This window comes from Vibrio sp. QJM3NY_15 (assembly GCF_057785995.1).
In genome coordinates, this window is record NZ_JBYMCW010000003.1 from 19,574 (window position 1) to 46,300 (window position 26,727).

The window sequence follows — 26,727 nt, forward strand, 5'->3', positions numbered from 1 at the left end:
AGTGTTTTTTTGATTGGGGTCTAGTGTGATAATTTGATAATTTGATAATTTGATAATTTGATAATTTGATAATTTGATAATTTGATTGAGTGGTGTGGCTGGAAATTTGCTTAATGCGACTCTTGATTCAAACTTAAATATTGATTTACTGGTTTTATGTACAGTATTATATGGGCATGTTGATATTAGAAAATTCGGTTTCTGCCTCGATCACTGGTTTTGAAAACCCTACACTCACGTTTCGTAAGAAAGCCCTTAACTTGAGTCAGATGTTTGTCCATGCTCCTTCATCTATGTTTTTGATTGAGAGCACGACTGAGTATGTATGTTCTGGAATTGCTATCGGTGATTGGCTACTCATTGATGCCTCACGACAGCCACTAGTGAACGATATAGTTTTGGTTGAGCAGTTTGATGAACGATATTGTGTGAGTTGGCCTCAGCTTTATGCACACATGAAGCATGCCTGCCATGGTCAGAATGATCTCTTAGTGATAGGGGTGGTCACAGTATCTATCCATCACTTTCGTAAACCTATTTCATTGCCTGCACACAACAGTCTAATAGATATTGATCTGCACTCTCTACTCATTGATGTTGAGCACTCTACTTTGATTTGTAAGGCGGACGGCGAATCTATGAGGCCCTACATATTCCACCATGATTTAATGCTATTGGAGCGTCATTTAAAGCCTGGTGATGACGATGTTTGTATTCTTGCACTTAATCATGATCTAGTTTGCAAGCGTGTTCATTTAAGTTCTAGATTACTATCGTCAGACAATCCCGCCTATCCAGATTACCGGGTGACTGAATCCGATTACTTAAGATTGCACGGCGTTGTTCGTTACAGCTTTCGATTACATAGGGATGTTCTATGTACGGACTCATAGACGGCACCTAATTACCAACACAGGTGTCTTCTGAAATAAATCTGGAAAGCTACAGAGAAAAAGATTTTAGAGCCTTTTCCAGAAAAATAGGAATTGTGAACAATTCCCCCTAATTTTGAGTGTTTATATTACTAATTTCCAGAAAATTTGGAACTCTCAAGATACCTTTTTAAATTACACTGTATTGCAGTGGTCTCGTAACGAGAATATCTGTTTGCATCGCTGCGCATGGAATATTGTGGTCTTATTTTTACATCAATCTATTGATTTGCGTTTCGAATTAGTACTGTGCAGTCGTCCGTAAATATTAAGGTTTCAAGGTGTTCGTTTACAGCTTCTTCGGTTAAAGGTTCCGGAAGTTGTGCTGGGTGGTAGCTCCAAAACCCATCGGATGCAAGAATCAATGGCTTGTTTAGATCAAGTTGGAGAGCTTTATAAGTTGGCCTACTGAAGCGGACGCCTTTAAGAACATTGAACAACGTATGGCGATCGGGATCAGTACATAACATCTTTTCATCACAGCCCTCGCTCCTGTAAGTTAAGCTATGTGGATAGGTTAACCATGTTATGTCATTACCTTCTATAGTCCCAATGCGGCAGTCACCCAGATAAAAGCAGTGCTGTATATTCTCTTCAATGACTAGTAGTAAAAAACTGCCTTTCGAGTAAATAAAGTCACGGTGAATCTGTCTATGGACATGCTTTATGAGAGCTTGAATGTCATCTTCTGTCGCAGGGCCTTGTGCAGCTAACCATTGAGCACGCAATAGTGAACAAAATGAAGCAACAAAATCACCACTGCTTTTTGCATTAGTTGAGCCATCAGCAATTATCCAAAACTCTTTGCCATCATCGCTTTTACAGTAGGCGGAAAAATCTTGGTTAACAGGTCGCTCTGTTCCTTTGAGCGTCGAGGATATTAATTTACTATCCATTTTCTATCCCCACGATACCATCAATCTGCTCATGCAGATATTCCATACGGCCTTCATCTCCATTTGTTGTACTTTGTAGAAGATAATCAAAGTCGGTGTGATTGCGTACTGTATCGAGTTCAATAGATATATAAGAGAGCATTTCCTTATCGGCTGTTCGAATGTCTTCAATAAGTGTATCTCGACCATCAATTAAGCTCACGATGTCTTCTAAATCACGACTTTCCCATAAGAAGTCAGCACCTCGACCTTTGAATGCTTCAAGCTTAGTTGCTAAGAAGTAGGCTGGAGTAAGAAGGCGGATTATCAAGCCTGGTTTCAATTCGTAATCTTGAGCATGTTCTAATGCTGCAGCATACCAACGATTGGTGAATCCAAGCGTCTCATCAGTTGGCATGAAATCAACTTGAATATCATCAAGCCACTTACGGCATATTACATTGTCCTCAGGATTTTCGATGAAGCCACGCTCGCGTAGTGTTTGCTCAAATTCCGCATTCTGGAAGTAACCAAGCGCACTAACGATTAAATCGACGTCATCTGTTGAGCGTACTGATTCTTGCGCAAGCTCATCTGTAAGGAGAAAGCCTGTAGTTGCCCCACCAACAAAAGCCGTTTTACTTAAAAGGTCTGACCCAAGCGCTTCAGCTACTTGTATTACCATACCTTTAAGTTTTTCAAAGGTGGATTGATTCATTGGAATAGTCTCTCTTTAAACATCTTAATTGCCAAATTGCTTTCTCTTGCATTCCCTATGCGGATTGCATCCAAAAGAGCTAAGTATGCGTAAACTTCACTATCTCGTCTAACGGCAAGTGGTACAGACTTATAGAGGGGTTCAATAGCTTGCCCCATATCTTTCCCTCTAGGATCTGGCCAAACCATCTTTAAGTCACCTCCAGATAAGAGTTTACTTTGCAGTACAGGCGCAGAGAAAGTAGTCGGTATGCCTCGTGTTACCTGAGCTGATTTTACAGGAAAAACGTATTTAAAGCCGTGCGTGATAAATTCGTCAAATGCTCTTTTATTCGCTTCAGGTCTACCAGTTAATCGATTGATCTTGGCCAGTTTTACATCGATGCATCGCTTTAAACTTTTACTGATCTCACTTTTACTGATTCCTAGCTCTTCGGATAGGCCACGAAGAGTGAACAGGCGCTCGTAACTATCTGAAGACTCGAATATGGCATCAATGTGATTCAGCTCAGTATCTAATTCACTTTCATCAAGCCAACCAACAAGGTTTGAACTAGTGTTGTTAGTTACAATATCATCAACTTTCAAGTTACCTAAGCAGATAAGCTTAACAAGCAATAAAACATCTTGACTTTTCATTGTGGGCTAAACCTCATTTGTCCATAATTTGCAAATCGTGGACAAGTGTTGTTCTTTTCGTTTGCTTATGTCAAGTTTTTTATGGATATCTGTCAAAGTAATTTTGAAAGCGGTAAGAACAACTAAACCCCAACGCTAGTGGCTTCTGAAATAAACCTGGAAAGGTTTAAATGATAAGGTGTTATAGCCTTTTCCTGAAAAATGTTGATTATCTATTTCTAACCATTATAAAGGTAATACCATGTAAGCCTAGGGCTATGAAAACTTCTAGCCCGATTGCCTACTTTTAGATACACCAACGCTTTTCGATATTTGCCCTTCAAATTTTTTTAAGAAGCCATCAACATTTAGTCCAGCGAAAAATGCGATTACATAGAAAAGGTGCTGAGGGTTTGCTGCTTCTTTCACTCCAACTGTAACTAGGCCTATTTGAAGAACGAAAAAAGTTATTCCGCCAAGAATTAAGGACACGAGTGGCCTTAAAAAATACCAAGTAACCCAATTAGTATCCCATTGCTTTCTAACGCACTTGTTAAGGTAAACCGCCCTCAAGCAGTAAGTGACTCCTCCTGTTAGGCCGAATAACACACATTCCACAATTAGTTGATTTACTTTCACCCAGTCAGGTAAAGCTCCTTTAGACGCGGCTATAAAGTAAATTAATGGAAGAATTAATAAGGCTACTAAGTAGGAAATAACCCGCTTAACCCATGTAGGTTTTTCTTTTTCCATTACATCACTGTTACTCTGTTTATCATTTGTTAACTCAGGCATTTAATCAATACTCCTTTATTATCAGAGGCTTCTGTTAAGGCCAATGAGAAGATTTAAATCTTCCTTTCCCCTTATCAGCATTATAAATGGTAGGACTTGTTCTGATTCTTTTATAATATCTTGATAAGTGGAAACATCACGATCTGACTCATTAGCTGAGGAGTTGGGATGACTGTGCCAAGTACCTAAAGGTACTAACATACCGCGTGATGATTGCTCTATGGTATCAATCTCTGGGTCACTTTCTATTGCTTCTAGCTCCAGATACGAGGGACTTGATTTAAACTTCCCTTCAGATGCGAACACAATAGAAACTCTATGTGTTTCTAAACTAAACAAACCGAGAAGATATCCTCCAGCTTCTCTTGGGCTATGCTTTTCAAGAGTTAAATCAATCTTGTTAATAACACTTTGATGAATAGAAACTTTCCATTCTATCCCTTCGTTATCTTTAACAGTTTTTGAAAGGAAAGTGAGATTTTTTTCATTACCTACTTCCTTATACCCTTTAGGGAAGCCATTCTTATCTAATATGTTTATTCCAATCAATGGTTTAGGTTTTTCGAATTGTTGTTTTAAGGCTGGAACCATTGAAGATGCATGGTTTAAGATTGATGACCAAGGTAGCTCTAATGTTTCACTGCTACAACTTAATCCAACTAGTTTGGAACTAAGCGTAGACTGTCGATTAAGCCAGTTTTGTATGTCACTGTCATTTTGAGATAACAAAAGTAGGAATGCATCTAAATCAAGAATATCAGGGGTGCCGGACTGAGGTTGTGTTTGAATTATACCAACCCTGCCTTCATCTGATATGTATACACGAGAAACAGGGCAATTCGGCTTACTCTGCCAGTACTTTTCCAGATCGCTTGCTGTCGCATCGATGATATGTAAAGCCTGTTGAACAGTTTTCTGGTCTTGGTGTAGAGAAAAGTTATGTGATTTAATTGATACACATTTTTCGTGTGTAGTGGACATACTTTTTATGTGTTTTCCCACCAAGTTTGCTTTTGTTATTAGTATAGGGACGTCAAAGGTTGAGTGTACAGATACATGCCTAGCTGTATTGTGGGCTTCTAGGCAATCTATATCCCATAGCGTTATGTCCGAATGTCCTAAACGTGCAATTTGATCTGCAATAGTTGAGCCCAGAGAGCCACAACCTATGATACCAATGTTTCCAGCGACTGGATCGTATCCAGATATGTCACCCAGCTCTTTACCTGTAATTTCCGAACGTAATGATAAAAACTGAACGGAGATGCTTGATTTAGTTTTATGGATAAAAAATGGCAGTAATTCTATTTTTCTATGTTCTTCATCTTCAGAAAGTCCCATTATCTCTTTAATTAAAGGTAACGGTCTGCGATGAGCGATAAGCACGATGACTCCTTGATCACCATTCGATTCACCGAACTCTTTCTCAATCGCACTTAATGTATTTTGAAAGGACTCGTAATCTGAATACTCCCTTAAGTCTTCAAATGTGTTGATTTTGTGGGGAGTATGGTAGCTATCAATCCTATCTATCGGTGGAGTGCTCAGAACAATTTTGAGAGTGATAAGTTCTTTGCTTTCAAGATCGACAGGTTGCGCAAGCCTGTCTTGTTTCTTGGGTAGGAAGTCAGGGTTAATTACTTTTCTGTTAAGAGTTTTAAAGCCTCTTGAGAAGCCGACTATATTTTCTTTATTTAGCTTAAAGAAGAAACCTTTGCCTTCGGCAACATATACACTATTCTCATTTTTTGGATTTGCCACCATCTCTTGTAGCTTTGGGACATCCATATGAAAACTGACAAAGCTCGTTCTTGGTGATGGTTCCCATCCATCTTTATTTAGGAGACCAAGTGAGGCGTCTTCAAGCCAACCTTGCAGTATTTGTATGGTTTCCAGTATTCCTTTTTGCTTATAGAGCGTATCCGTTCCACCTTTACGCCACAAACAAAGAGATGCTGGTTCTCCTTTTTTTACAGGGTTGAGGTGGGGCAGATCATTAGGAAAACTTTCCCTAGTAGCTAAAATTTTAGGGGCATTTCGTTCTCGTTTATTTAAGTAGACCAATGTTATTTTCTCAGGACAGCGAATCCTGATATCTAACACTTGTGCATATTGAATGAAGCCTAAGTTAAAAGATACGTGGACTTCGTCGTCGGCGAGCTCAGTAACTAAATTCGTCACATCATCGTGTAAATTTAACTGTCTTATATCGTAATTGAGCCAATCTTGGACAGTGCTCATTACATACAGCCATATTTGGTTGTTGAACTAAGGGCAGCTCTTTTAGTCTGAGAGTTTTTTTTCTTCTCTAAGTGAATGCCTTTATCGTTAAGTGTGAAGGTTACTGGCGCTTCTTTCCCATCGTTGTGGGTCGATGTGCAAAAAAAACGACTGCTCGCGTCGTCGTCGGCTGAGTTCTCTATGATTTTTATCCACTGACCTTTAGCTTGGTAATGTGGTGGATTGTCATCATTTCTTTTAATTTCTTTCGATGATGATACAACGAAGGCATTACCCACTTTGTTACTAAGTGCACTTATAGCTTTGTCATTATCTATATACTTGCCACCCTTAACTGTCCTATCTTCTTTAGCTCCGAGCGGAGTCATACTACAATGGTGAGGAGCGGTGCATAAACTCCACTCTAGATGTTCTATTTCGTAGTCACCATCTAAGCGCTCCCAAACTTCGCATTCAGCATCTCCACCTAGTAATATTTTTGACTTTGTAGCAGTTGAAGAGCTTTGGTATGTCCATTGAATAACGATACTACTATTGTTGCGACTTTCCCCGTTTACTTCTTCACTATTTGGTGCAAGGACTATTCCTGATAATTTATTGTCAATAGAGAGTTCATCCCCCTCAGAGACTACGATTAGGCGATTGCCATCTTTAGACTTCGTATCGCCTGTTAGCTTATGTCTTCGCTGAATTTCATTAATAATAGCTTTAGAGGCCTCTGTACCTTCTTCGTTCAAGGCTCTATCTGTACAAACAATTTCGTTTATGAGAAGTTTATCGTCACTTTGTTTCCAATTTTCAGGTTTTCCACAATGGAACAGTTCTGCGAAGCCCAAAACATGGTCTTGGTCTTGATGAGTTGATATGAAAAGGCTTAGCTTATTGTTACTACAAGCGTCTTTGATATCGGGTGCGATATCATAAGAATCTTCCGAAGACGTACGGTATTTTATATCTGTAAGTACGGTATTATCCCCTGATTTTATTAGGATGCAGTCGCCATTTCCGACAGGAAGATATTTTATAAAGTCGCTCATATACTAAACCTCTAACTTGTTGTGAAATCAAAATAATAGCGCTTAGTTTTATATGAGGGAGGTGGTTGAGTTTTTCAAGTGTTTAACCTTTCTAATAATAAGGATAATTATACTTGCTCATTGAGTGTCCATTAAAGGTGTACAACACAGGTGAAGTTTGAAATAAGCTTAGAAATACGCAAGAAAGCCTATGTAGCGATAGTGACTGCTCTAGTGACAATTAGGTTTGCTCCTCTTTCCTAAAATTATCCTTCGGCACCCGCCCTATGTAGTGGTCAAGTAAAACTGGCCACAGTTTTATAAGGGAACCAAAACTGTCGTTCCGACTCATTTGGTGTTAATCCACCATTGTATTGATGTGGACGATGCTGGTTGTAATAACCAACCAGATAATCCGTTATTGCTTTCTGTGCCTCTGTAAAACTTCTATAGCCATTCTTTGGTACCCATTCCGTTTTTAAACTTCTGAACACTCGCTCCATAGGGCTATTATCCCAACAGTTCCCTCGACGACTCATACTTTGAGTGATTCGATATCGCCATAGCAACTGACGATATTTTTTACTCGTATAGTGGCAACCTTGATCCGAGTGGAACATTACACCAGACGGCTTTCCGCGGCTCTCATTGGCCATGGTCAGCGCCTTACCTGTCAATGCGCTATCTGGTGAGTTAGACATTACCCAGCCGATGACTTTTCGTGCGAACAAGTCAATAACAACTGCTAGATAAGACCATCTCTGTCCCGTCCAGATGTAGGTCACATCGCCGCACCAGACTTGGTTCGGTTCAGTCACCGCGAACTGACGATTTAACCGGTTAGGTATATGAACATGTTCCTGTTGTGTTTTTTTGTACGTATGTTTTGGTAGTTGGCAACTGACTAAGTTTAGCTCTTTCATGAACTTACTCGCTCGGTAACGACTAAGTGAAATGCCTCTCGCTGTTACTATGTCAGCAATGGTTCTCGCTCCAGCGGAACCATTGCTCAACTCATAAGCTCGGCGAACTTCAGCACGGACAAGCACATGCTCTGACGACAGAGATTTATCCCTATTTACCCAATAACGATAACTACTGTGATGAACCCTGAACACTTCGCAAAGCCGTTTCACAGCATAACTCTTCTTGAGTTTCTCGATCATCGAGAACCGTTCAGGGAGTCTGACATCAAGAGAGCCGTAGCCTTTTTTAGAATTTCCTTTTCTTCTTCAATGCGTTTGATTTTCTTTTTAAGGTCACGAATTTCTCTTTGCTCTGGAGTGAGTGGTGATGAATTGGGTGCCTTACCCGCTCTTTCAGCTTTGAGTTGCCTAACCCAGCTTTCTAACGTAGTTTTTCCAATCCCCATCGCTTCGCAGGTTTCTTTATAGGAACGTCCCTGGTCAAGCACTAGCTGAGCGCATTCAAGTTTAAATTCTGGGTTAAAAGTGCGTCTTTCACGCTTAGTCATAATGTCACCTGTTTTAGTATCGAGATGATCATACATCACCTCTTAATCAGGTGGCCAAATTCACTATGCCACTACACTACAACATGATGCCAAGGTTTAGTTGTGAATCGTATCTAACGTTATCAAAAAATACCGAGTGGTAAGGAAAAGGAAGTGCGAAGTATTTTCTTTTTGTTACTGCTGTGCAGGTAGGGCGTAGCCCGTAGGACGGCATAGAGTCCTCACATTTAGAGCTTGAAAGCGTTAGCGAGTAGTCCTTAGTCATTGTTAGCGTGTAGCTGACGCATAATTACTGTTGATTAACATCAATCACTTTACCCTGTTTTTAACCGAAAGTGTTTTTTGAGGGTAGAGAGTTTGAGCGTCGCTAAAGCTTATGGATTTAAAGTGGCTGTACTGAATATCTTTGATTAATTTAGTGTTCAAACTTTTATGTGTAAATGCACAGTAAATATGTAAGTTCTTGGTGGCTATAGAGGATAGAGCACTCTCAAGTTGAGTTTCAGTAACAATGTAAATCAAAGGGGGTGTTTCGGAACACCTCATATAACCATCAGCCTCGTAAGAGCAGGTTTCTGATTGCTTGTGTCTCTGCATTGTAAACTGGCGTCCGTAAAGGTTTTGGGTGAACTTTACCTTACCATTAGGATGGAAGGCTCCGTGTTACAGGATGTTTTAATGGCGAGTATCGCTGTATATTATACTAGACCTAAATCCGGATTTGGGTGGAAAAATGAATAATGACCTACTTGGTCAGACTAGCTTTGGAATGCGTTGTCCTATGGGAAAGCTTTCATTCAAGGTTGAAGTTGGGCATTTAGTCGTGCACCAGTCTACCCAAGGTAACCCCGAGAAATAGAAAGGTCTTCTTCAATCGTATAATCGTTCTCACTCTCGATGCAATAAAAGGTGAATGACTTCATCTTATCTTCCTGGGCAACTTCAACGCGATAAAAGCCTTTGGTTATTGTCTTCATCAAACCCTTGCTTTACGCTTTTTTCTTTCATGTAAAGCGTGTCCCGTTCGATTTCTTTTTCGAGTTTTTCCAGCATAGATGGAAACTGATGCTGCTCAAATAATTCCGTTAACATGAGTCAGCCTGTGAAAATTTGGCTTGATACTCGAGATTCAGTCGATTGACATCCCATAGTTTTTCTTCAATGTTGCCAGTTGCACTGCGGCCAATGCTGAGCATTCTCCTCAGCAATCTTATCAATTTGTCTAATTTCTTGCCCTAGATGGTTTTGATCTGCTCCAGTATGACTGGACACTTCACTAAGCGACATTTTGCTTTTCAAATTTCATTGGGTTAAATACCCAAGAACACTGTGCCTTCTCGTTCGATTATAATCAACCTCCATGTACTCGAAGATCGTTTGGCGCATTTGCTCTCTCGTCATTCTCGTATTCATAGGCCAACCAATAACTTGCCGTCCAAAACTGCTGGTGTGGATCAATATTTACCTTCCCTCAATAAGAGACTGAATATCATAACAATAAGGGTGGAAGGTAGGTAAAAGTCGAAAAGTCCTGCACAACCCCATACCGCTCTTTTCAGCGGCCATATTGAAAGTACTCAGAGCCCTCATCTTGCTGAGCCATACCATCCGGATGAAAGTGACCAGCGTTTCGCCGTTGGAGCACGAAAGCTCACCAAAAAATGATATCTCTAAGCGCCTGCAACCAGTAGAGCCAAGTCGTGATGTTGCCCTATCAGGATCAACATCTGTGGAAAATATTGTCGTGATTGCCGCTCATGTAAAAGCAAGAGCAAGACATTCCAGTGTTTGGCTAGAACTGACGGTTTTGTTCCCAGAAACAGAACTCAATAAGCCGTACTGGGGGCAAGGCATCGCGAGAGGTCATGTGATTACTGAGACGAATAAAGTAGGGCTGAATAGTCGTGCTGTCGTCATGGGGTGGGTGACAGATAGCCATCAATATATCGAAGTATAAAGAGTTGATACCCCCTAATTATAAAATGGAGACTTAAATAATGAAATATCTCTCACACTATATTCAAGACAAACAAACTCAGGCTTTTAATGAGACCGGGGCGTTCTTTGCTTTTTCTAATCAACAGTTCGATGATGAAAAAAAAGAGGGCTTGAAATACGCGTCGCTAGGTATGGGTTTAATATGTCCCACCGATAACGCGAAGCAATTAATGACTCGTTTAGATTCCATCGCTCAAGAAGGGATCGCCGAAGATATCAAAGAGAACGGGAAAAAGGCGATCATTCGTCGTGAGTTATTTAATCATGAGTGTTTCTACACCAATGATATTTGTGATTGTGTGGAAAAGCTCGAAGGGTATGGCATCACTTACGATGAAATTCATGAAGTGTTTAATCATATTCGTAAAACGGAAGACGTTTATTAAGCGTGAAAATTAAAGCGCCTTGATATTTGTTCCATCAAATATCAAGGCATGTTCAATTACATCGGAGTTAGATTTAATGAACATTCTGAATGCTACACATGATAGAGAAGAAACGAAAGCAAAATGTTACTTTTGTACGGCCGTGCCGTTTTCGTTGGGTAAAGTGGTCTATACGCAAGGTATTGAGCAGTTATTAGATAATAATGTCGGTGCTAACTTGTCGATTTATTTGCAGCGTCACCAAAGTGGAGATTGGGGAGAGACTTGCATTGAAGATAAAATCACCAATGACGAAGCAACCAAAACAGGTGAGCGAGTGATATCGAATTATACGATTTGTGATCAATCGGTTTGGATAATAACTGAACGTGACCGCAGCGTGACCACAATTTTATTACCTTGTGAATATTGATATCTCAATGGGATGGCATAAAATGAGAGTCCTATTATTAGGGCTCTTTTTTATGATGAAACCATTACTTTATCTTTCGTTGTTATCGCCGTGTTTCAGTTGGGCTTTTTGCTTTGATGAGGCAGGGCGATTTTATAATGTCGATCCACAGCTTTTAAAATCCATTGCAACGGTAGAGAGCAGCTTAAAACCGAACGCGTACAATGAAAATAAAAATAGAGTCGGTGAGGTGGTTAGTCGTGACTTTGGATTGATGCAAATTAATTCCCATTGGTTTGATCGACTATCCGAATTTAATGTGAATGAAACAAACATCTATAATCCTTGCTTTAATGTTCATCTTGGCGCGTGGGTATTAAGTTCTAATTTTTCTAGTCATGGTTATAACTGGAACAGCGTCGGCGCGTATAATGCGGGTTTTTCCAAACGCACCGAGAGCGCCAGAAAAATATACATCCAAAAAGTCCAATCGGTTTATTTTAAGATGAACGTTCAATAAAAGGCCTTGCACCATAATGGTGCGAGGCCTTCAGCTTTTCCTCTCGCTTTCTTCCTTCAATTTCCAGATCCCCCGCATCCCTCGTTCGTCAGATTCATTCGCCACCTGGTCGGCTTTTGTCTTTCGCTGTCAGTTTTTTCCCGTCGCTTTGATTAGGGACTCAGATCATTCGTTCTGAGTTGTTGGTTAGTTGAGTTGGTGACCACACACCACGGCACATTGATTTCAATGTGAATGGTTGTCTGTGAGAAATATAAAGGCAATAAAAACAATACCTTACAGTTGGTATTGGAGGCAAAGTAGAGCGTGAAAAAATTTTCAAAATCTCAACTAATTAGCCGCTAAAATCCCAGTGTAAAAATATGTAATCACATTGAATTATCATTGACGCCTTTCTGTGTAAGGGATTGCGGTGATTTCTATCTAAATTCAATGGGGTTTAATTGAATTGTTATTTATCCCTTTGGCAATAAGGTTGTAGCTGTTTTTTTAAAACTAAGTACAATGGGTTTACATTGAGAATTTATTGGGTTTCATTGGGGTTTAAAAGTGGACTTCATTGACATTCATTGAGGAGAAAAGGCTAAATTATGTCGCGTTCTTACCCTTTACAAAGCTCCCTTCGAGGGAAGCTAGAGCAAGATTTTAAGAAATTCAGAGACAGAGAAAAGTTAAGTGATGCCGAGGCAACTCGTCAGCTTTTTACCTTGGCGTTGCGCATCAAACTGAATGACAGTGACGATGAGCGGCCGTCGAACCGTGAGTTGATGGAAGAAACGTATCGTAGGGTTAGGCAGGTACAAGGCGTGCTAAATTTAAATTTGGCGCATAGCTTTGATGGGGAGGGATATTATAAGAATAAAGCGGATTCGATTGAGCAAAGAAAATCCAACACCGCTTTGGTTGATAAAAGCGTCGACGAGTATCTTGAAGGCGAAAAAAAAGGGTAGCCACTGGCTACCCTTATATTATCGCTCTAACTCTCTGTCGATTTCTCTGTCTTCCCAATGGCTCTCTTTCTCTGAGTGATTCAATGCCATCTCTTGTTGAGGTGAATATTCTTTTGGCCCAAAGTGGTCGAGCGATTGGCTGTCGGTTTCTTTTTTCTCATTATAGTTGAGGGTATCTAATTCGCTCTCTTGATGAGAAGTGTGCGTCTCATTTAATTCAAGGCTATGTGCGCTGTTATCTCGCTCTAGTTTATCAATGCACGATTTAATGTCCTCTTTAAGGTTATCGTCTGACATGAATTGAATGTCTCGACCGTTAAAGTTCTCGACGATTTTCTCAATGTTATTCGGGTTTAAATCGTGGTTGCCTTGATTTAATACAATAATGATGTTCTGTCTCAGTTCATCGGTGGAGATGTTTTGAATGTCGTTTTTATGATTGACATTGATAATGTCAATCTGCCCTTGGGTTTGGTCTCGAATTAAAAACGAGTTTTCTATCGATGTGCTGATGATGGTGGTGTTTAAATTCTCTCCTTGATGGAATTGTGTTAATTGTTTGGACTTTGTGCCTAGGGTTCTTGGATTAATGTCTAGGGAGGTGTCTTTATTGCCTTGAGTATCTAAATAGGTCACTTCAATGGCTTTGGTTTCACCTTCTTTATTGTGGATGTTGGTTAACATCGCAGGATGAAGAGATCTATCTTCGGATGAATAGACCGCAGGGTGGAACTTAACCTGGTTATTTTCAATGTTATTGACACCGAGCTTGTTTAAGTACGTTTGGGCCAGTGTGTTATCCATCGGTAAGCTTTGATTGATATAATCTTTAGCCCGCTCTTCAAACTGCGCAATATGCCTTGGGGTGGTGCTCAGTAATTTGTCGTGTTTATTGTTTTCCTCCAATTGATATTTATCTGGCTCATTGAGCATCTTGTGCGCTTCATTCATCGCGGCTTTATAATTCATTTCCTTATGACTCATAATAAGGTTAATCAATGCGCCTTTTTCGCCTGTGGTGTAGTCTTTGAAATACCCTCGATGCTCTCCGGTTAAGGTCACTTTAATGGCGGATTTACCAATGCCAAAGGTTAAATAATCCCGGTCTGATTTGGATTGATTCGGCTGGCCTAATAACTGAATGGCGAGGCTTTCGGTGTATTTGGGTAGTTGCGTATTGATGTGCTCCTTAAATGTGTTGTAGTCAAAGTCACCGCTTTTATTTTGGAACCGGATGTCCTCATGAGGGAGGGCATTACGGTTAAAGTAAGTGGTGTCTTTGGGTGGGATTTGGTTGAGGGTTTCTATCGCACTGGCTTTGTGGCTCTCTTTAGAAAGCCAGCTTTTGACCAATTGTTTGGTGTTGTCGGTATAGAGCCGAATGTGCTGACTGGCACGAGTCACATCGATACCAGCGCGTCTTAAGTTGGTCAGTGCGCCTTTGCTTTGTATCGCGCTAATGACGTGTTGATGGGTGGACCCTTGCGCCATGTCTGCGGTCCGACTGTAAGCGTAGTCCCAGTGCCCGTCTTTAAGCGCATTAGGGTTAAGGTTGAGTGTTTGTCCTGTCTTAGATTGAGCGATAACATTGTCTGTTGTCGCTTGCGTGATGCGGTACTCCACGTTGGCTTTAATGCCGCGCTCTTTATCGGTAAAACGGGTGATGATTTTATCACCGGTTGAAAGTGGCTTTTCTGACGTAGAGAACAGGGTGGTGAAACGGTGGTCACGGTTACGCGGTAAGAACGGCCTTGCCTTACCTGTACTCGCATCTTGAAGTGTTACTACGCCATGCTCTGAATCCACGTGAGTGATTGTCGCGTACTCACCGGGCTTGGTGCTCAGTATCAAGCCTTTTTGATACGGCATCATGGTGGTGAGCTCCTCTCCCGTCGCGCCGATTGAGCGTAGCCTCGTTGCGATGACGTTCTCTTTGCCTAATTCACTCTTTTTCATCAAACCGACACGGATGTGTTCGGTGATGGTGTCTCGCTCCTGGTTGGTGTACGCGATAATCAGTGTGTTGTCTCGCGTTTCGGGGGTGCGCTCTAAATAGTCTTTGGCGACCACATAAGGCAGCTTCTCTGTGGCGGTGAGCTGCGCTCTGCGTCGGTCTTTGTCGTTTTCATCCAGCGTAGAAATGACATGTTGACTGTTGCCTTGGGTATCAGGGATTTGCTGCTGGAGTTTATCTAGGGCGCTCTGTGGCTGCTTATCAATGATGTTTTGCGCTGCATTAAGTAGATTATCGTTTTGCTGACGGATGATGTCGGTCATGTAAGCGGTATCGATGCGGCCTTGGCTTATGGCCAACTCAAAGGGTTTACCGGCACTGAGCGATAACAGCTGCTCTTTATCGCCCAATTTGGCTGTTTTGGACTGACTGTCATTGACCAGCTTTGTGAACTCATCGGCTTGCTTGTTGCTGACCATGGAGCTTTCATCGAGAAAGAACAAGGTGTGTTGGTAGTCGCTGGCATCGCGGTTTCCTTGTCGGATGTCAGAGAGCAAACTTTCCAGGGTTTGCGCTTTCACGCCTTTGCTTTCGAGCTCTGCCACGGCAGCGTGCGTGGGCGCAAGACCGATGACACTTTGCTCTGGTTGCTGGCTGGCTTCTTTGACTAACTGGATAAGTTCAATGTTCGATTCAAGCATGGTGGACTTACCTGTACCGGCTAACCCTTGGATGGCCACAAAGCTGTCCTTGGTGGTTGAGATGAGGGTGATGGTGTCCTTTTGCCCTTGGGTTAGGCGAGGCTTGGTATCGAGAAAGTCTTGCACCTGCTTAGGCGTTGCAAAAGGTTGATGTTGGTCTTTACCATCATCGATGTTTTGCAAGATGCGCTTTTCAGTTTCTAGCGCGGCGTGCGTCGTCCAGCGTGTGCCGTCACTGTACTCTGCAGAGAGGGTGTCGCTGCGTTTAGTCAGCTCTGTTTCAACCTGCTCTTTAGTAATAGAGCCTCCGGCTTCTTCAAAGGCGTAACGCACCGCTTCCACCACTAAGGCTTTTTGGCTAAACGCCGCTTCTCGCTCTGAGAGGTGGTTCAGGGCAAAGCTGACCGCTTTTTCGATGAGTGGGGCGTTTTGCGCTTTGGCTAGTGCTGACAGCGCCTGACTGACATCCTGTTTTAGCCAATCTTGGGTGGCGTCGTTTAGGTAGCGGTCGTTGATGTTTTGCGTCTGCAGTACGCGCTCAATGGCTGACGGGGAGACCTGCTCTTTTTCAAGTGCGCTTTGGGCTTTGTCTGGTTTGTCGGTGAAGATATCAAGGCGCTCTGTTTTTTCAGTCAGGTCGTTTATCAGGGGCTTAGATAGGGTAAACGCTTTGCCAGACAGTAAGGTATGGGCTTTTGGCTCAATATGGTGGGCGCCGTGAACGTAGTCGTATTGCAGCGGCGCGTCTTTTAAGCTCTCTAAGTTGACGCGCTGCGTTTCCCCTTTGCTCTCAAGCGTGAGGCTTTCTTTGTCAATGTGAGTGACAAGGTAGCTTTGGTTCGCGTCCAAGCCAGCAGGGAAGTGTTTGCCTAATGTTCGAAGGCGTTCGCCTTGGGCGATGTTGAGACTTTGCGGTTTATTGATTTGCATCTTCATGTGCTTAAAGGCGCGACTGGACGGGTCAAAGGTGTGTGACTGTCCATCGTGTTTGCTGAGTGCGGTCATGGTGTTGCTCTCTTTATCGATACTGGCGATGACAAAACTCTGAGGTTTGTTTTTCTCCCAATGGGTGAGTGTCATGCCAGGTTTGTAGTGTTGAACGAGGGGTTGCTGCGCTTTAGAGAGGTGGTGAAGGGTTTGAGTGAATAGGGTGGTTTCGTGTCTGGCGAGGGCGCCGGTATTTTTCAGTTGGCCCCGTATCGCTTCGGTTAACCGCCGCTGCTCGACGCTGGAGGTGGCAATCACTTGCGTGTTGGCTTTATCGGGGAGGTCTGAGTACACCCGCGCTATCCTTTCGGTATCATTGTCATGCAGTTTTACGTTGGTATGGCTGGCTCGCTTGCCAACCCAAGAATGACTCTCCACATTGCCTTTTTGATACAGCGAGATAGCGTTATTGGCTTTAAATCCCTGACGGCTTGATACACGATTAAGCATCACTACTTTACTGCTCGATTGTTTGGCTTTATCGGTGAGGGCTAACAGCTCATTCGCGCTCATCTTATGGGCGTCATCGATGAGCAAGACGTCTTTATTGGTCAGCGGCGTATCGCTTTGCAATAAGCTGTGGGTGGTGTGGCGCTGCTCTGGTGAAAAGAGCTGACCGACCCAGGCGCTGAGAGTTTGACTCTTACGCTGGACGCTCTCCATGCCTTCAGCCTTAGCTTTCACGCTTTGGGAGACCAATTGGACACGCTTACCGCTGTGATTGCCTACGTTGAGTAGCTGCTGCGCAATACCCTGTGATGAGCCGTGTACATTCACCACATGGAACTGTTTGGTGGAGTGGTACAGGTCGGTCAGTATACGCTGCTGGTTTTCAGGGATAGCGAGCTTGTTGAGCGTGCTGGATTCAACGTGGGTGCGCATGTGATGCGCCCGGCCTTGGGTGCTGTCGATAAGCGCTTGTTCGTTATCAATTAAGCCTTTGGTGGTGTATTGCCCTTTTTGATTGAGTCCTATCAAGTCGCCCTGTTTAATCATTTCATCCGCGACTTTTTTGATATCAATAGCGTTGAGTTGCACGCCGCCTTTGGTGAATTCTGAGGCGGTGAGTTCAATGATTTTTTCTAGGTGTAACGCGGTGCTGTATTGCCCTAGATGGTCAATGGCTCTGCTGATGGCGGCTTTGGTTTCACCAAATAGTGGGGTGTTTTGCGCTTCTTTCACTTGTTGCGCCATGGTGACAAGCTGGTCGGGCTCATACCCTTGCTCTTTTACGGTGCTTTGCCACTGTTTGTTGAGGCTGTCACTGCTCTGGTAGGTTTTGCTTTTACGAGTATCGAGGTTTGCTACGTCTTTCGCCGCGCGAGAGTCAAAGCCTAAATCGAGTGTGCGTTGGTCAATTTGCTGTTTGCGAGTGGACGACGCATCAAGAATAGGCTGAGGGACACCGGTGATTTCGAACTGACCGTTGCCGACGCCTCGCGTGGAATAACCGAGTGTTTCTGCCTCTTTAGCTAATTGGCTCTGGTACAAGATACCGTAGTATTTTTGGAAGTTGTAAATACGCTCGCCAGTGCCGTTAATCACGCCCCCTTTTTGTTTTAGGCTGGATGCAAGCGTGCGAAGTTTTCCTTCTTGATCGCGCGTCATGTTAGCGGCTAGCGCGTGAGAGTGGACCTGTGGGTCGTTTTCACGGCTGGTCTTATGGCGTACGACTGCGAATATCATCGAGTCGGTGTTGTGAAACTCGCGCGCTCCTTCTTTGTTGATGGTAGTGAATTGTGCCACGTCTTTTTCGAGCTCTGTTAAGGCAAGTTTTACAGCGTTATTGTGCGCTTCAATAAGTCGATGGTCGCCACTTACAAGCGCAAGAACGCTGACGGTTTTAGGTGCAGAAAAGGTCAGGTCGAAGCCCGATTTATGATCATTTCGTTTCCCTTTAATGGTTTCACTACCCAGGTTGCCAGAGAGTACCGATTCTAGGGTGGCTTGCTCTACGGGTTTTCCCGCCAATCCTGCTTCGATGGCCAGCTTGCCATGCCAGAAGGTGTTTTCTTCCTGGTCTTGCTCCTTGAGGTAGTAGTTATCGCCGGCGTCTTTTTCTAAAGAGACGTCAGGTAGGTCTTTGGGGTTTTCTTCGGTGAGGTAATATTTGGCAGCGCCAGAAGCGGATTTCAATGGGCTAATAGAAAGCATGAGTATTTTCCTTGTGCAACGCAAATCGCCGCTAGCAGCAAAACTGAGCGGTGGTAATAACGGGAGGTGGAATTACAAAGCCTTGCCATTGCAAGGATTTTTATAGTGATGATTCGAGATGATAAGGCTCTATGTACGTTTCTAGTGCACTATAACTAAATGTTTAGTAGTAACTAAGATTGAGTCAGTGCACTTTTTGACACGATAAGTGCCAAGTACAGGCAAGTCATGCCTATCGAATGCAATAAACCAAATAACGAGTACTCCATGCTGATGCTCAGGAGTAAAGCGAATCCTGCAGAGGTGAGTACAATGTAGTGAGGCGTGTTGGGGCGTTTTTTAACAAAAACCACCACGAGGTGCTTCAAACCATACAGTAATAAAGAGCCCGTGGTCGCGATGAAAAGTTGCGTCCATTGAAATGGACTCTCGGTGATCTGCATAAGACAAAGTGCGGAAAATAAGAGCGAGACGACCAAGGTCTCGAAGATGAATCTAGACAAACTCGGTAACATGAAAATACCTACTAGACTTGGGATGCAATGACCTATTTCTGTCTTGTGTGGCTCTCGACTATTTGGTGCGCTATTCAACCATATCGCCCGCTTCCATCTCTATTTCCGGCGAGATGGCTTGCTCTTCAATGGTGCGTTGCGCTTGCTCCTGGTACTCGTGATTTTCTTGAGCCTTTGACTCGACCATCGCTTGCACGGTGTCACTTTGCATCGCTTCTTTCATTTGGCTTGCCTCGTTGAGCATCTCTTCTTTTGAATCGAACTTGGCTTGTTGCAGGTCGAGAAGGGGTTGCTGCTCTTCTTTAGATAGGTGAAGGCTCGGTGCGACGCTTTCGTAGTAGGTGGCTTGGGCATAGGCCTCCTGCATAGGCTGTGACAATGTCACGCTACGTTTGTTGAAAGAAGGGCAGATGTCTTTCATGACATCGAACTCCAAATCCAGTTTAGTGATGAGATCGACACCTGGCGTGCGTAAGTAACATTGCAAATCATCCAAAGCTTGGATCTCACTCGGCGAGACCACCGGTCTTGTGACCGTTTGATGGCCCAATGACACGCCATCACGCAGCGTGTTCGCACCGTACGACACGTTTTCTTTAGAAATATCGACTTCTTGCTCCCCCAAGTCTTTGGAAGAGATTTGCGCCATTTGTGCGGAAGGAGCACGAAAGAAAAAGCGCGTGTTCAACAAATCAAACATCTCATCGGCGGCGTTCTTGCCATAGGTTTTCACCAACTGCGCGTACGATTGGATACCAATTAAGTAGCACCCGCCAAATTTTCTCACTTCGGCTATGATGGAACCCAATTCTGGCAGTTTGTGAAGGCTGGGCATTTCATCCATCAAGACCCAAATGCGGCGGTCTTCATCGGCTTCTAATCCTAAAATGGCGTTGGACGCGATAGCCAACCACATGGAGATGAGCGGTCGCAGTGACGCATGCTGCTGCGCGTTACTCGATAAGAACAAAAACCCGGTTTGCTTATCGTCTTGCACCCAGTCTGTAATAGAAAACTTCTTCTGCAGCGCTTCGTCTCGATGCTCATCATCAAGACCGTCTAAAAAACGCATGCTTTTCATGTAGGTGGCCAACACCGACTTGATGGAAATCGCGGTTTTCTTGATGTCCTTCGATGCCAGGGCCGCCGCCTCGGTGCCTTCAAGAAAATTACCCAATGCTTCAAGCTCACTGGTCAAAATTAAACTCAATAGGCGTGCGGTCGTCGCGGGTTGATTGTCTTGGCTCATGCGAAAGGCGGTGGATGAAAAAATGGTGCGCGCTGAGTCAACCCAAAACGGATCGCCATCACCGTGTTGTGGGATGAGGGCCGCGGCCATGTTCTCAAAGTCGGGGGCGTCTTTCGCGTCGCACCACACGTCCCAATTCGCGCATCGAGCATCAAACGGATTCAATATGACGTCGGTCTCAGGGCGGTAGAATTTACTGGTGAACACACACCCTTTGTCGTAAATGATGGCTTTGTCGCCACGCGCTCGTATCCATCGCACCAGTTTGCGGATCATCACTGATTTACCCGCGCCCGTGGTGCCATCAATGAGCAGATGTTGCACCTCAAACGATTGTTTGAGCAGCGCATGGCCATCAATCTTAAATTTAGAAATGGTGCCATCGCCATAACCGCGTTTACGGTTCACTTTAGCGCGCTTAATTTGCCTCTTAGTTAAGACTTGTGGCTCAACCAGGCGAAAACCACGCACATGAAAGTCTTCACTCTGTTTCTCGCCTTGCTCTTTGAAAAAACGCTGCAGCAAATAAAAGATGAAGAATCCGACCAACATCGAAATGAGGTAGTAGACTTGGAAGTTGCGCCACACCTCGGCGTGAATATCGAGAAGCACGACATTTTCAAGCTGAGACGCGAGCGTGGACTGGTAGCGCTCACCGTCCCACACCGTGGTCACCAAGCTGTCTAATGGTTTGCCGAACTTAGCGTATAAAATGTTCCGCCAGTAATAGAACTCACCCCAAAAGGCGTGACGCGGAGCTTGCCACAGTGTCAGGGCGAGGGTAGCCAATAACATCCCAAAACCAATGAACTTGATGAGGGTGTTGTTGACTTGAAAGAACATTCGAATGGAATGGAAGGTGACTTGGCCACCTCGGGTAAAATGGTTACTTTTCTTACGGGTACGCATCGTCGCTCCTTATTTAAGAGTTGGCGTTGAAGGTAAAGTGGTGAAATGAACGTATTCACTGCCATTCAAAGGAAAGGCCGCGCTTACGCCATGATTTTCATTGGGGATTTGATACACTGTGCGACTGATTGGATAAACAGAGCGCTTTGATGAGTCAAAATTTAAAACACTACCTAGCTCTGGATGAGCTGGTTACCCATTCACTGCTGACGCTCTATTGCACTATGAGTCAGCAAGGCGGGTTTTGGACGGTCAAGAAACGCAATGCATTCTTGGTGAAATACCTCAAACCGAAAGTAAAGCAGGCTCAATTCTCTGTGTGCAAGAACGACCTAAAAACCATGCTCACTATTGGTCGCCAAACCAGAGGTAATCTTGAGCAAAAGTTGTGGGCGGTCAATCAACTGAACCTTGAGTATCAGGCTCGATTGTCCCAGGCGGATGAACTCTATCTCATGCTGACAGACCTCAATGAGCAGCACCAATTTCCTTCCGAGATTGACCATCCCGACAAAGCGAGAGAGGAGGAGACCTTGTATATGACCCAGTCAGAAATTGAAGAGGGGTTTGATAAAGACAATAACCAAATTAAACCCTTGGTGATGACTGTCAAAACGACGCGCCTCAAAGCGCTGACTGAGGCCGTGCAAGCCAAAGGTGTCTATCGCGTAGAAATCGAGCATGTGGATGAGCATGAAGTGATTCACTTACTCTTGCATCGCATTTCCTCCCCAAAAAGTGAGCGATAAGCGCGTTGTTGGACAATGACCTCTTCATTTCTCCCCCTCTATGTCATCTCAGCTTTTATATGAGACCCAGTTAACAAAGCATCACTACTTTCAAATGAATTTTGACACACACTTCGACAAGCATTATATATGCAGCCGCTTAGTCATATAAAAATTCAACAATAAATAGGCTTAACATGAACCCAATGATTAAAACGTTACTGAACATTCGCACTTTGCGAGCATTCTCTCGAGAATTAACTTTTGAGCAGCTTGAAGACGCACTGGATAAATTAACAACCGTGTATCTGGAACGCCAGGAAAGCGAAGAAGTTGAACGTGAAGCGCGCGCAGAAAAAGAGGCCAAAGTGGCTGAAATGGCAAAACAAATGTCAGAGATTGGAATAGGGGTAGAGGACTTACTGGCAGCGCTCTCTGGACAGCCAAAAACAAAAAAAATTCGTCAATCAAGACCCGCAAAATACCAATACACTGATGAGAGCGGCACTGAAAAAACATGGACAGGACAAGGTCGCACACCTTCGGGCATTCAAACGAAATTAGATGCGGGTCAATCCATGGATGATTTTTTGATTAATCGCTAGTTTCTTTTACTCAAAAAAAGCGCCCCTGCAGACGACTATAACGGTCATACTTGATCTACTCGATGCCCTTGGCTCAGCAAAAAGTCAGGGCAATGGACAGAGCCCCCATGACTTAGCGCTGGCAAACACATATCAATATTACAAAGCATTAAACGAAAGGTGGTTTAATGCTCTATTGCCCCTTTATATGGTAACAAGCCACGAAAGACTTCCATCACCTTCAATTACAGTAATTATAAATAAAGAGGGCTTCAGAGCTTTGGCTCGTTGTTTGTCGTTTTTATAAATATAGTCACACAGTTTCAATCAAATGGATTAACTCATTGCGCCTTTGGTTAGAAACGACCGACCAGTGTACACCTTGTATCGCTCCCTCTAGAATCCAAAGCAGTTCAAGTTTAACGGGAACATTATGCGAAGCTCGAATGGCGAGGAAAGCGTTGGCTGCGCCAACACGATATAAACACTCAACAGAATCAATACCAGCCTTTCTGAGCATCCGTTCTGTGCTTGCTTGAAAGTTCGGTAATACTCTCAATTTAACGGGGAAAGATAAACGTTTTGATAACCCTCTATTCTGGGAATCGTTCAGTGCACCTTTAGCTAATTGAAGCACTTGGTTGCGATCCTTCAATACATCATTAGGTAGGATGTAATAAGAGGTGACAACCCGACCCGTCCGTTTTGTATAAGAAAAGGGCTGAAATCCACGCTTTTCAAACACTTTTTTTTGGCTTTCATTCGCTCTTATGCATAATCGTTGTTCCGCAACGAAAGCAAAAACTGTCTTATCTGAAAATAAACCAAATCCGCCGAACATAGAGTGCGATGTTATGCTTCCTAATGGTGATAATAGATCCATGTAATATTTCAAAAAATTGTTAGGCATGCTAATGAGTACTGTAATGTTTAACCTCATGTTGAGAGGAGATATGATTTAACTATTTTATGGGCTAATGCAAAGAAAAAGCATGATCGAGTTCTCACATTAATCGCCCATTTGGAGCCCCGAATAACATGACCATAATACGGTGATCTGCGTATCACCTCGATAACAAGGAAAGGGCCGAGAAGTAGAGGGGAAGTGAGAGAAAAATATAAAATAACTTCAAAACCCGTCCGGTTCTTACCATCAATAAAGTAGCCCACAGAGACGGTCCACTAAAATTTTCTGAGACGAAAAAAATAGGGGTTGGTCGCTCTCAGTGAGCTAGGGTTATCGATTAAAAACGAAAATACTTCTGACGCACTGCGTTTGTCTGGCTCACTCTACTTACTACATGCAAGCATATAGCTGGTAGAGCGAACCTTGATTTATTCCATAACACGAAAGTGGGGTGGGTAAAGTCGTACAGCGTTGGGAAAGTGAACCCATTGAATGTTCTGCTTGTTCAGGGGTCTCACAAGGGTTGATTGTTTTTATAACTCAGGAAAAAATTTCTTAAGATCACGATGTAGATTAGCTGGGCAATCTCCAATTGCGATCCAATAGTCAACAATACCTTTGATTTTGCCGATATCTGCATGACCGTTGTCATGCATAATTTTCATTAACTCTAAAGTCGGAATAGACTTCACTTCAAACGCTTCGGCTAACTCAGCCATGTCTTGATCATCTGTCACCACAGGAATATCTAACTCTAGCGCATACGCAATGTAGAGGGCATCAACCTTTGAGGGGCCAGGTAAGTCCGTCGTAACGTAATCCCAGATATATGAAAATGAGTGGTTTATTGCATTTTTTTGTTTGCGCCCTATTGTAGGGAAATGCTTTCTGTTCTCTTCATATTCTTCTTCATTGACCCATGGGAACTTTGAATTTAATCGACGATTACCAAGTTCCTCATTGAGTTCAGGGAGGATATAAAGACAGTAATCGTCGTCACCAAAAGAAACAAACAATAATGGTCGAATTGATTGGGCTAATCTGAGGTATGAATTGGTATCAACTAAGACTTTAGACTGGGGCATTTAAGTCAACTCAGAATAGATACTACGTGCATCCAATAGTGGCATATCTGTTACTGATTGAACAAAACCAGGGCCTTTTCTCTCCTCTTTGAGGTATCTTTTTAGCAAATCAAAGAAAGGCGTTTCAAAAGCTTTCTCTGACTTAGTAATAAAATCACGAGCATCAAGCTCAGAGATATTACCTAGTAAAGCTTCACTTAAATTACTAAATTTCTTATTAAAATTCGTAATAGCACCATAAAAAGATTTAGGTAGGTCTATTTCCTGAACTTTGGCATTCAACGCATATTTATTCACTTGGCCCAGTACTGTATAAGGTGAAATACATTGACTATTTGCGATCTCTAATATTTTTGAAATTTTGGCTGAACTCGATCCTAGCTTGAAAATATCTAGATATGTTTTTTTTGCTAATTCATTAGGGAAAAGTAGAGCACCAGCAAAGTCATCTGCAAAATCTTCTGCTTCATCACCCGACAAAGATGGAGACAAACAGTGTCCTAGTTCATGTGCCATCCAGAATTTAAAATCATGAATATTTGTATCTAAATTAAGATATACCCATGTGGTTTGAGAGTCAGGGAGATGTATATGAATAGCATTTTCATGACGCTGCTTTGTCCCCCAGAGTACCGGAACAACTACGGCTTGTAGTTCGCTAAAGCGACGTATTAAATGGTCAAAATCTACAGTTTCAGTTTCACTAAGGTTTATATCTTTTCGTACTTTCGCTGTAACTTTACGCAAATACTCATAGTCACATGTTGGAGACTTTAAGATCGGCGGCATTTCTAATGTTTCGAAAGGTAAATAAGGAACTAAATGACGTAAAAATCGCCCTGTCTCTTGCGCTTTCTCAACATGGTGATCCTTTGTTTTTGTCCCTGCTTTCTTGCGAAAGGCAATTACAGGGGCATGAGGATCTTCATTGATAACAAGATCGGCGAAACTCAGCTTTAGTAGTTTACCAAGCTGTAGCAACTTATTAGGACGAGGGAATGACTTCTCATTTAACCACTGAGAAACAGCCTCTTTACTGACACCTAAGCTATCTGAAACAGCTGTCTGTGTTAAACCAGCTGATTCCATTGCACTCAAGGCGTTTTGAATATTTAATTTCTTTTTCATGGCCGAAGTATATTGTTGAACAGCCAGTCAGTCAAGTTTAGTCAAGTTACAGAACCTGTAACTTGACTAATTTTATCCCAGATCAATTAAACTCTTTTTCGACTACTACAGAGACAGCTAAACACCTCGCATTCGGAACTCTTCCAGCTTTGGCGTTTGTTTAATATCACCAGCAGTAAGACTAGCCCTCGTCAGTCGCCTAACTTGAGTGCCAGTGGCGGGGGAAGAATATCTTCGTTGTTATCACCCATGAAAAAGGCACGCCGTGTGGCGTGCCTTTTTAGAGTGTGGTTGGCGTTAAGGAGGCTAGTAGTTAAAGCCCACCAAACGGTGCGATTGCGGCACTTGGTCGTAACACGGGTATTTAGTTTGTAAGCCATACATAATCAAGCCTGTTGTATAACTAAACGCAGCAACACCATCAAACTCATCGAAAGCTTTTGGATCGTGTTTTAAATCTCTTTCTAATGCCTCCCAAATGATGTTCTCTATGAACTCGGTTGGGTTTTTCGCGTTGTGACTGACCGTTTTCAAGCTGCCGCCGGCTGGACAAAACCACGGCACCACATTGGTCTGAATTTGTTGGTTAATACTGCCGATGTGCGCGGCCTGCATTCCCCATAAAAACGCTTTGAGCTTAGCGTGCTGTTCGGTGCCAGGTTGGTCAAGGTAGCGGATGAAATAGGACAGGTTGTCGACCTGATCCATCTTCTCTTGCTTATATTCTGATAAGTCATCCGATTGGTATCTGGTGTTCAGTTTCACGATAAGCTGCTCTAACGCGGGGCTTTTGTGCCACGGTTGCGCTATAGCTGGTAGGCTCACCAACACACTGATTAAACCGCCTATTATCCATTTCATACATTACTCCAACCCTCACCAATATAGACACCATATTAACATAATTTACTAT

General features: G+C 43.1%; 22 protein-coding genes and 2 pseudogenes. 9 read left to right on the forward strand and 15 right to left on the reverse strand.

The genetic code is table 11. The features are described from left to right. The first annotated feature begins 176 nt into the window (after positions 1 to 176). Positions 177 to 893 carry a S24 family peptidase gene (locus AC3CKG_RS24745; RefSeq protein ID WP_488530049.1) on the forward strand — a complete coding sequence of 239 codons (717 nt, stop codon included), beginning with the start codon at positions 177 to 179 and terminating at the stop codon, positions 891 to 893. A gap of 260 nt (positions 894 to 1,153) precedes the next feature. Here the strand turns inward: AC3CKG_RS24745 and AC3CKG_RS24750 are convergent, their stop codons facing one another. The 7 genes from AC3CKG_RS24750 to AC3CKG_RS24780 all read right to left on the reverse strand — a co-directional run bounded on the left by AC3CKG_RS24750 (position 1,154) and on the right by AC3CKG_RS24780 (position 8,668). Next, a complete protein-coding gene (locus AC3CKG_RS24750) occupies positions 1,154 to 1,828 on the reverse strand; it encodes a hypothetical protein (RefSeq protein ID WP_488530050.1) in 675 nt (224 codons plus the stop codon). Continuing rightward, positions 1,821 to 2,525, reverse strand: coding sequence for a hypothetical protein (locus AC3CKG_RS24755; RefSeq protein ID WP_102483257.1), 705 nt, complete (start codon positions 2,523 to 2,525; stop codon positions 1,821 to 1,823). Before AC3CKG_RS24755 ends, AC3CKG_RS24750 begins: the two co-directional genes overlap by 8 nt. Beyond that, positions 2,522 to 3,163 (reverse strand): hypothetical protein, encoded by a 642-nt coding sequence (locus tag AC3CKG_RS24760; RefSeq protein ID WP_102483256.1) that lies wholly within the window; start codon positions 3,161 to 3,163, stop codon positions 2,522 to 2,524. The genes AC3CKG_RS24755 and AC3CKG_RS24760 overlap by 4 nt, the downstream gene beginning before the upstream one ends. 267 nt (positions 3,164 to 3,430) lie before the next feature. Next, the gene (locus AC3CKG_RS24765) at positions 3,431 to 3,937 is read right to left on the reverse strand and encodes a hypothetical protein (protein ID WP_108214425.1); all 507 of its coding nucleotides are present in this window, start codon (positions 3,935 to 3,937) and stop codon (positions 3,431 to 3,433) included. A gap of 21 nt (positions 3,938 to 3,958) precedes the next feature. Next, the gene (locus AC3CKG_RS24770; RefSeq protein ID WP_102483254.1) at positions 3,959 to 6,178 is read right to left on the reverse strand and encodes a Mov34/MPN/PAD-1 family protein; all 2,220 of its coding nucleotides are present in this window, start codon (positions 6,176 to 6,178) and stop codon (positions 3,959 to 3,961) included. Then, a complete protein-coding gene (locus AC3CKG_RS24775; RefSeq protein WP_488530051.1) occupies positions 6,178 to 7,215 on the reverse strand; it encodes a ComEC/Rec2 family competence protein in 1,038 nt (345 codons plus the stop codon). Before AC3CKG_RS24775 ends, AC3CKG_RS24770 begins: the two co-directional genes overlap by 1 nt. Positions 7,216 to 7,490: 275 nt before the next feature. After that, positions 7,491 to 8,668 (reverse strand): IS3 family transposase gene (locus tag AC3CKG_RS24780; RefSeq protein WP_488530052.1). Its coding sequence is split into 2 segments (ribosomal slippage): positions 7,491 to 8,410 and positions 8,410 to 8,668, totalling 1,179 coding nucleotides; the frame shifts between segments, so codons are not numbered across the junction. A 733-nt stretch (positions 8,669 to 9,401) separates the two neighbouring features. Between AC3CKG_RS24780 and AC3CKG_RS24785 the strand changes: the two genes are divergently transcribed. Next, entirely contained in the window at positions 9,402 to 9,527 is a 126-nt protein-coding gene (locus tag AC3CKG_RS24785; RefSeq protein ID WP_488530053.1) for a hypothetical protein, read from the forward strand. Positions 9,528 to 9,556: 29 nt separating this feature from the next. Here the strand turns inward: AC3CKG_RS24785 and AC3CKG_RS24790 are convergent. Both AC3CKG_RS24790 and AC3CKG_RS24795 read right to left on the reverse strand, forming a co-directional pair. Further along, a pseudogene (locus AC3CKG_RS24790) lies at positions 9,557 to 9,873 on the reverse strand (DUF2913 family protein); the annotation flags it as partial. A gap of 97 nt (positions 9,874 to 9,970) precedes the next feature. Further along, positions 9,971 to 10,069, reverse strand: a pseudogene (locus AC3CKG_RS24795) (IS3 family transposase); the annotation flags it as partial. Positions 10,070 to 10,280: 211 nt separating this feature from the next. On the opposite strand from AC3CKG_RS24795, the gene AC3CKG_RS24800 reads away from it, so the two are divergent. From AC3CKG_RS24800 to AC3CKG_RS24820, 5 genes are all read left to right on the forward strand, one after another. After that, the gene (locus tag AC3CKG_RS24800) at positions 10,281 to 10,625 is read left to right on the forward strand and encodes a hypothetical protein (protein ID WP_488530054.1); all 345 of its coding nucleotides are present in this window, start codon (positions 10,281 to 10,283) and stop codon (positions 10,623 to 10,625) included. Positions 10,626 to 10,665: 40 nt separating this feature from the next. Continuing rightward, entirely contained in the window at positions 10,666 to 11,052 is a 387-nt protein-coding gene (locus AC3CKG_RS24805; protein WP_488530055.1) for a DUF7659 family protein, read from the forward strand. 76 nt (positions 11,053 to 11,128) lie between these two features. Beyond that, positions 11,129 to 11,464, forward strand: a complete 336-nt coding sequence (locus tag AC3CKG_RS24810; RefSeq protein WP_488530056.1) for a type I restriction endonuclease subunit M — start codon at positions 11,129 to 11,131, stop codon at positions 11,462 to 11,464. Between the two features lie 55 nt (positions 11,465 to 11,519). Continuing rightward, on the forward strand, positions 11,520 to 11,963 hold the full coding sequence (locus tag AC3CKG_RS24815) for a lytic transglycosylase domain-containing protein (protein ID WP_372045359.1): 444 nt from the start codon (positions 11,520 to 11,522) through the stop codon (positions 11,961 to 11,963). A 590-nt stretch (positions 11,964 to 12,553) separates the two neighbouring features. Continuing rightward, positions 12,554 to 12,913: a hypothetical protein gene (locus tag AC3CKG_RS24820; protein ID WP_016790675.1), complete on the forward strand. Its 360-nt coding sequence runs from the start codon at positions 12,554 to 12,556 to the stop codon at positions 12,911 to 12,913. 18 nt (positions 12,914 to 12,931) lie between these two features. Here AC3CKG_RS24820 and traI read toward each other — a convergent pair whose 3' ends face one another. Both traI and traD read right to left on the reverse strand, forming a co-directional pair. Beyond that, entirely contained in the window at positions 12,932 to 18,709 is a 5,778-nt protein-coding gene (gene traI / locus AC3CKG_RS24825; protein ID WP_488530057.1) for a conjugative transfer relaxase/helicase TraI, read from the reverse strand. A gap of 585 nt (positions 18,710 to 19,294) precedes the next feature. After that, positions 19,295 to 21,382, reverse strand: coding sequence for a type IV conjugative transfer system coupling protein TraD (traD, locus tag AC3CKG_RS24830; protein WP_488530058.1), 2,088 nt, complete (start codon positions 21,380 to 21,382; stop codon positions 19,295 to 19,297). Between the two features lie 149 nt (positions 21,383 to 21,531). On the opposite strand from traD, the gene AC3CKG_RS24835 reads away from it, so the two are divergent. Then, on the forward strand, positions 21,532 to 22,131 hold the full coding sequence (locus AC3CKG_RS24835; protein WP_488530059.1) for a DUF2913 family protein: 600 nt from the start codon (positions 21,532 to 21,534) through the stop codon (positions 22,129 to 22,131). A 176-nt stretch (positions 22,132 to 22,307) separates the two neighbouring features. Further along, the gene (locus AC3CKG_RS24840) at positions 22,308 to 22,715 is read left to right on the forward strand and encodes an H-NS family histone-like protein (RefSeq protein WP_488530060.1); all 408 of its coding nucleotides are present in this window, start codon (positions 22,308 to 22,310) and stop codon (positions 22,713 to 22,715) included. Between the two features lie 292 nt (positions 22,716 to 23,007). Here AC3CKG_RS24840 and AC3CKG_RS24845 read toward each other — a convergent pair whose 3' ends face one another. The 4 genes from AC3CKG_RS24845 to AC3CKG_RS24860 all read right to left on the reverse strand — a co-directional run bounded on the left by AC3CKG_RS24845 (position 23,008) and on the right by AC3CKG_RS24860 (position 26,675). Further along, entirely contained in the window at positions 23,008 to 23,577 is a 570-nt protein-coding gene (locus tag AC3CKG_RS24845) for a TfoX/Sxy family DNA transformation protein (RefSeq protein ID WP_171387428.1), read from the reverse strand. A 557-nt stretch (positions 23,578 to 24,134) separates the two neighbouring features. After that, a complete protein-coding gene (locus AC3CKG_RS24850; protein WP_171763042.1) occupies positions 24,135 to 24,686 on the reverse strand; it encodes a PIN domain-containing protein in 552 nt (183 codons plus the stop codon). Next, positions 24,687 to 25,814 (reverse strand): XRE family transcriptional regulator, encoded by a 1,128-nt coding sequence (locus AC3CKG_RS24855; RefSeq protein ID WP_488530061.1) that lies wholly within the window; start codon positions 25,812 to 25,814, stop codon positions 24,687 to 24,689. It abuts the gene before it with no gap. Positions 25,815 to 26,120: 306 nt separating this feature from the next. After that, positions 26,121 to 26,675, reverse strand: coding sequence for a hypothetical protein (locus tag AC3CKG_RS24860; RefSeq protein WP_488530062.1), 555 nt, complete (start codon positions 26,673 to 26,675; stop codon positions 26,121 to 26,123). Between the last annotated feature and the right edge of the window lie 52 nt (positions 26,676 to 26,727).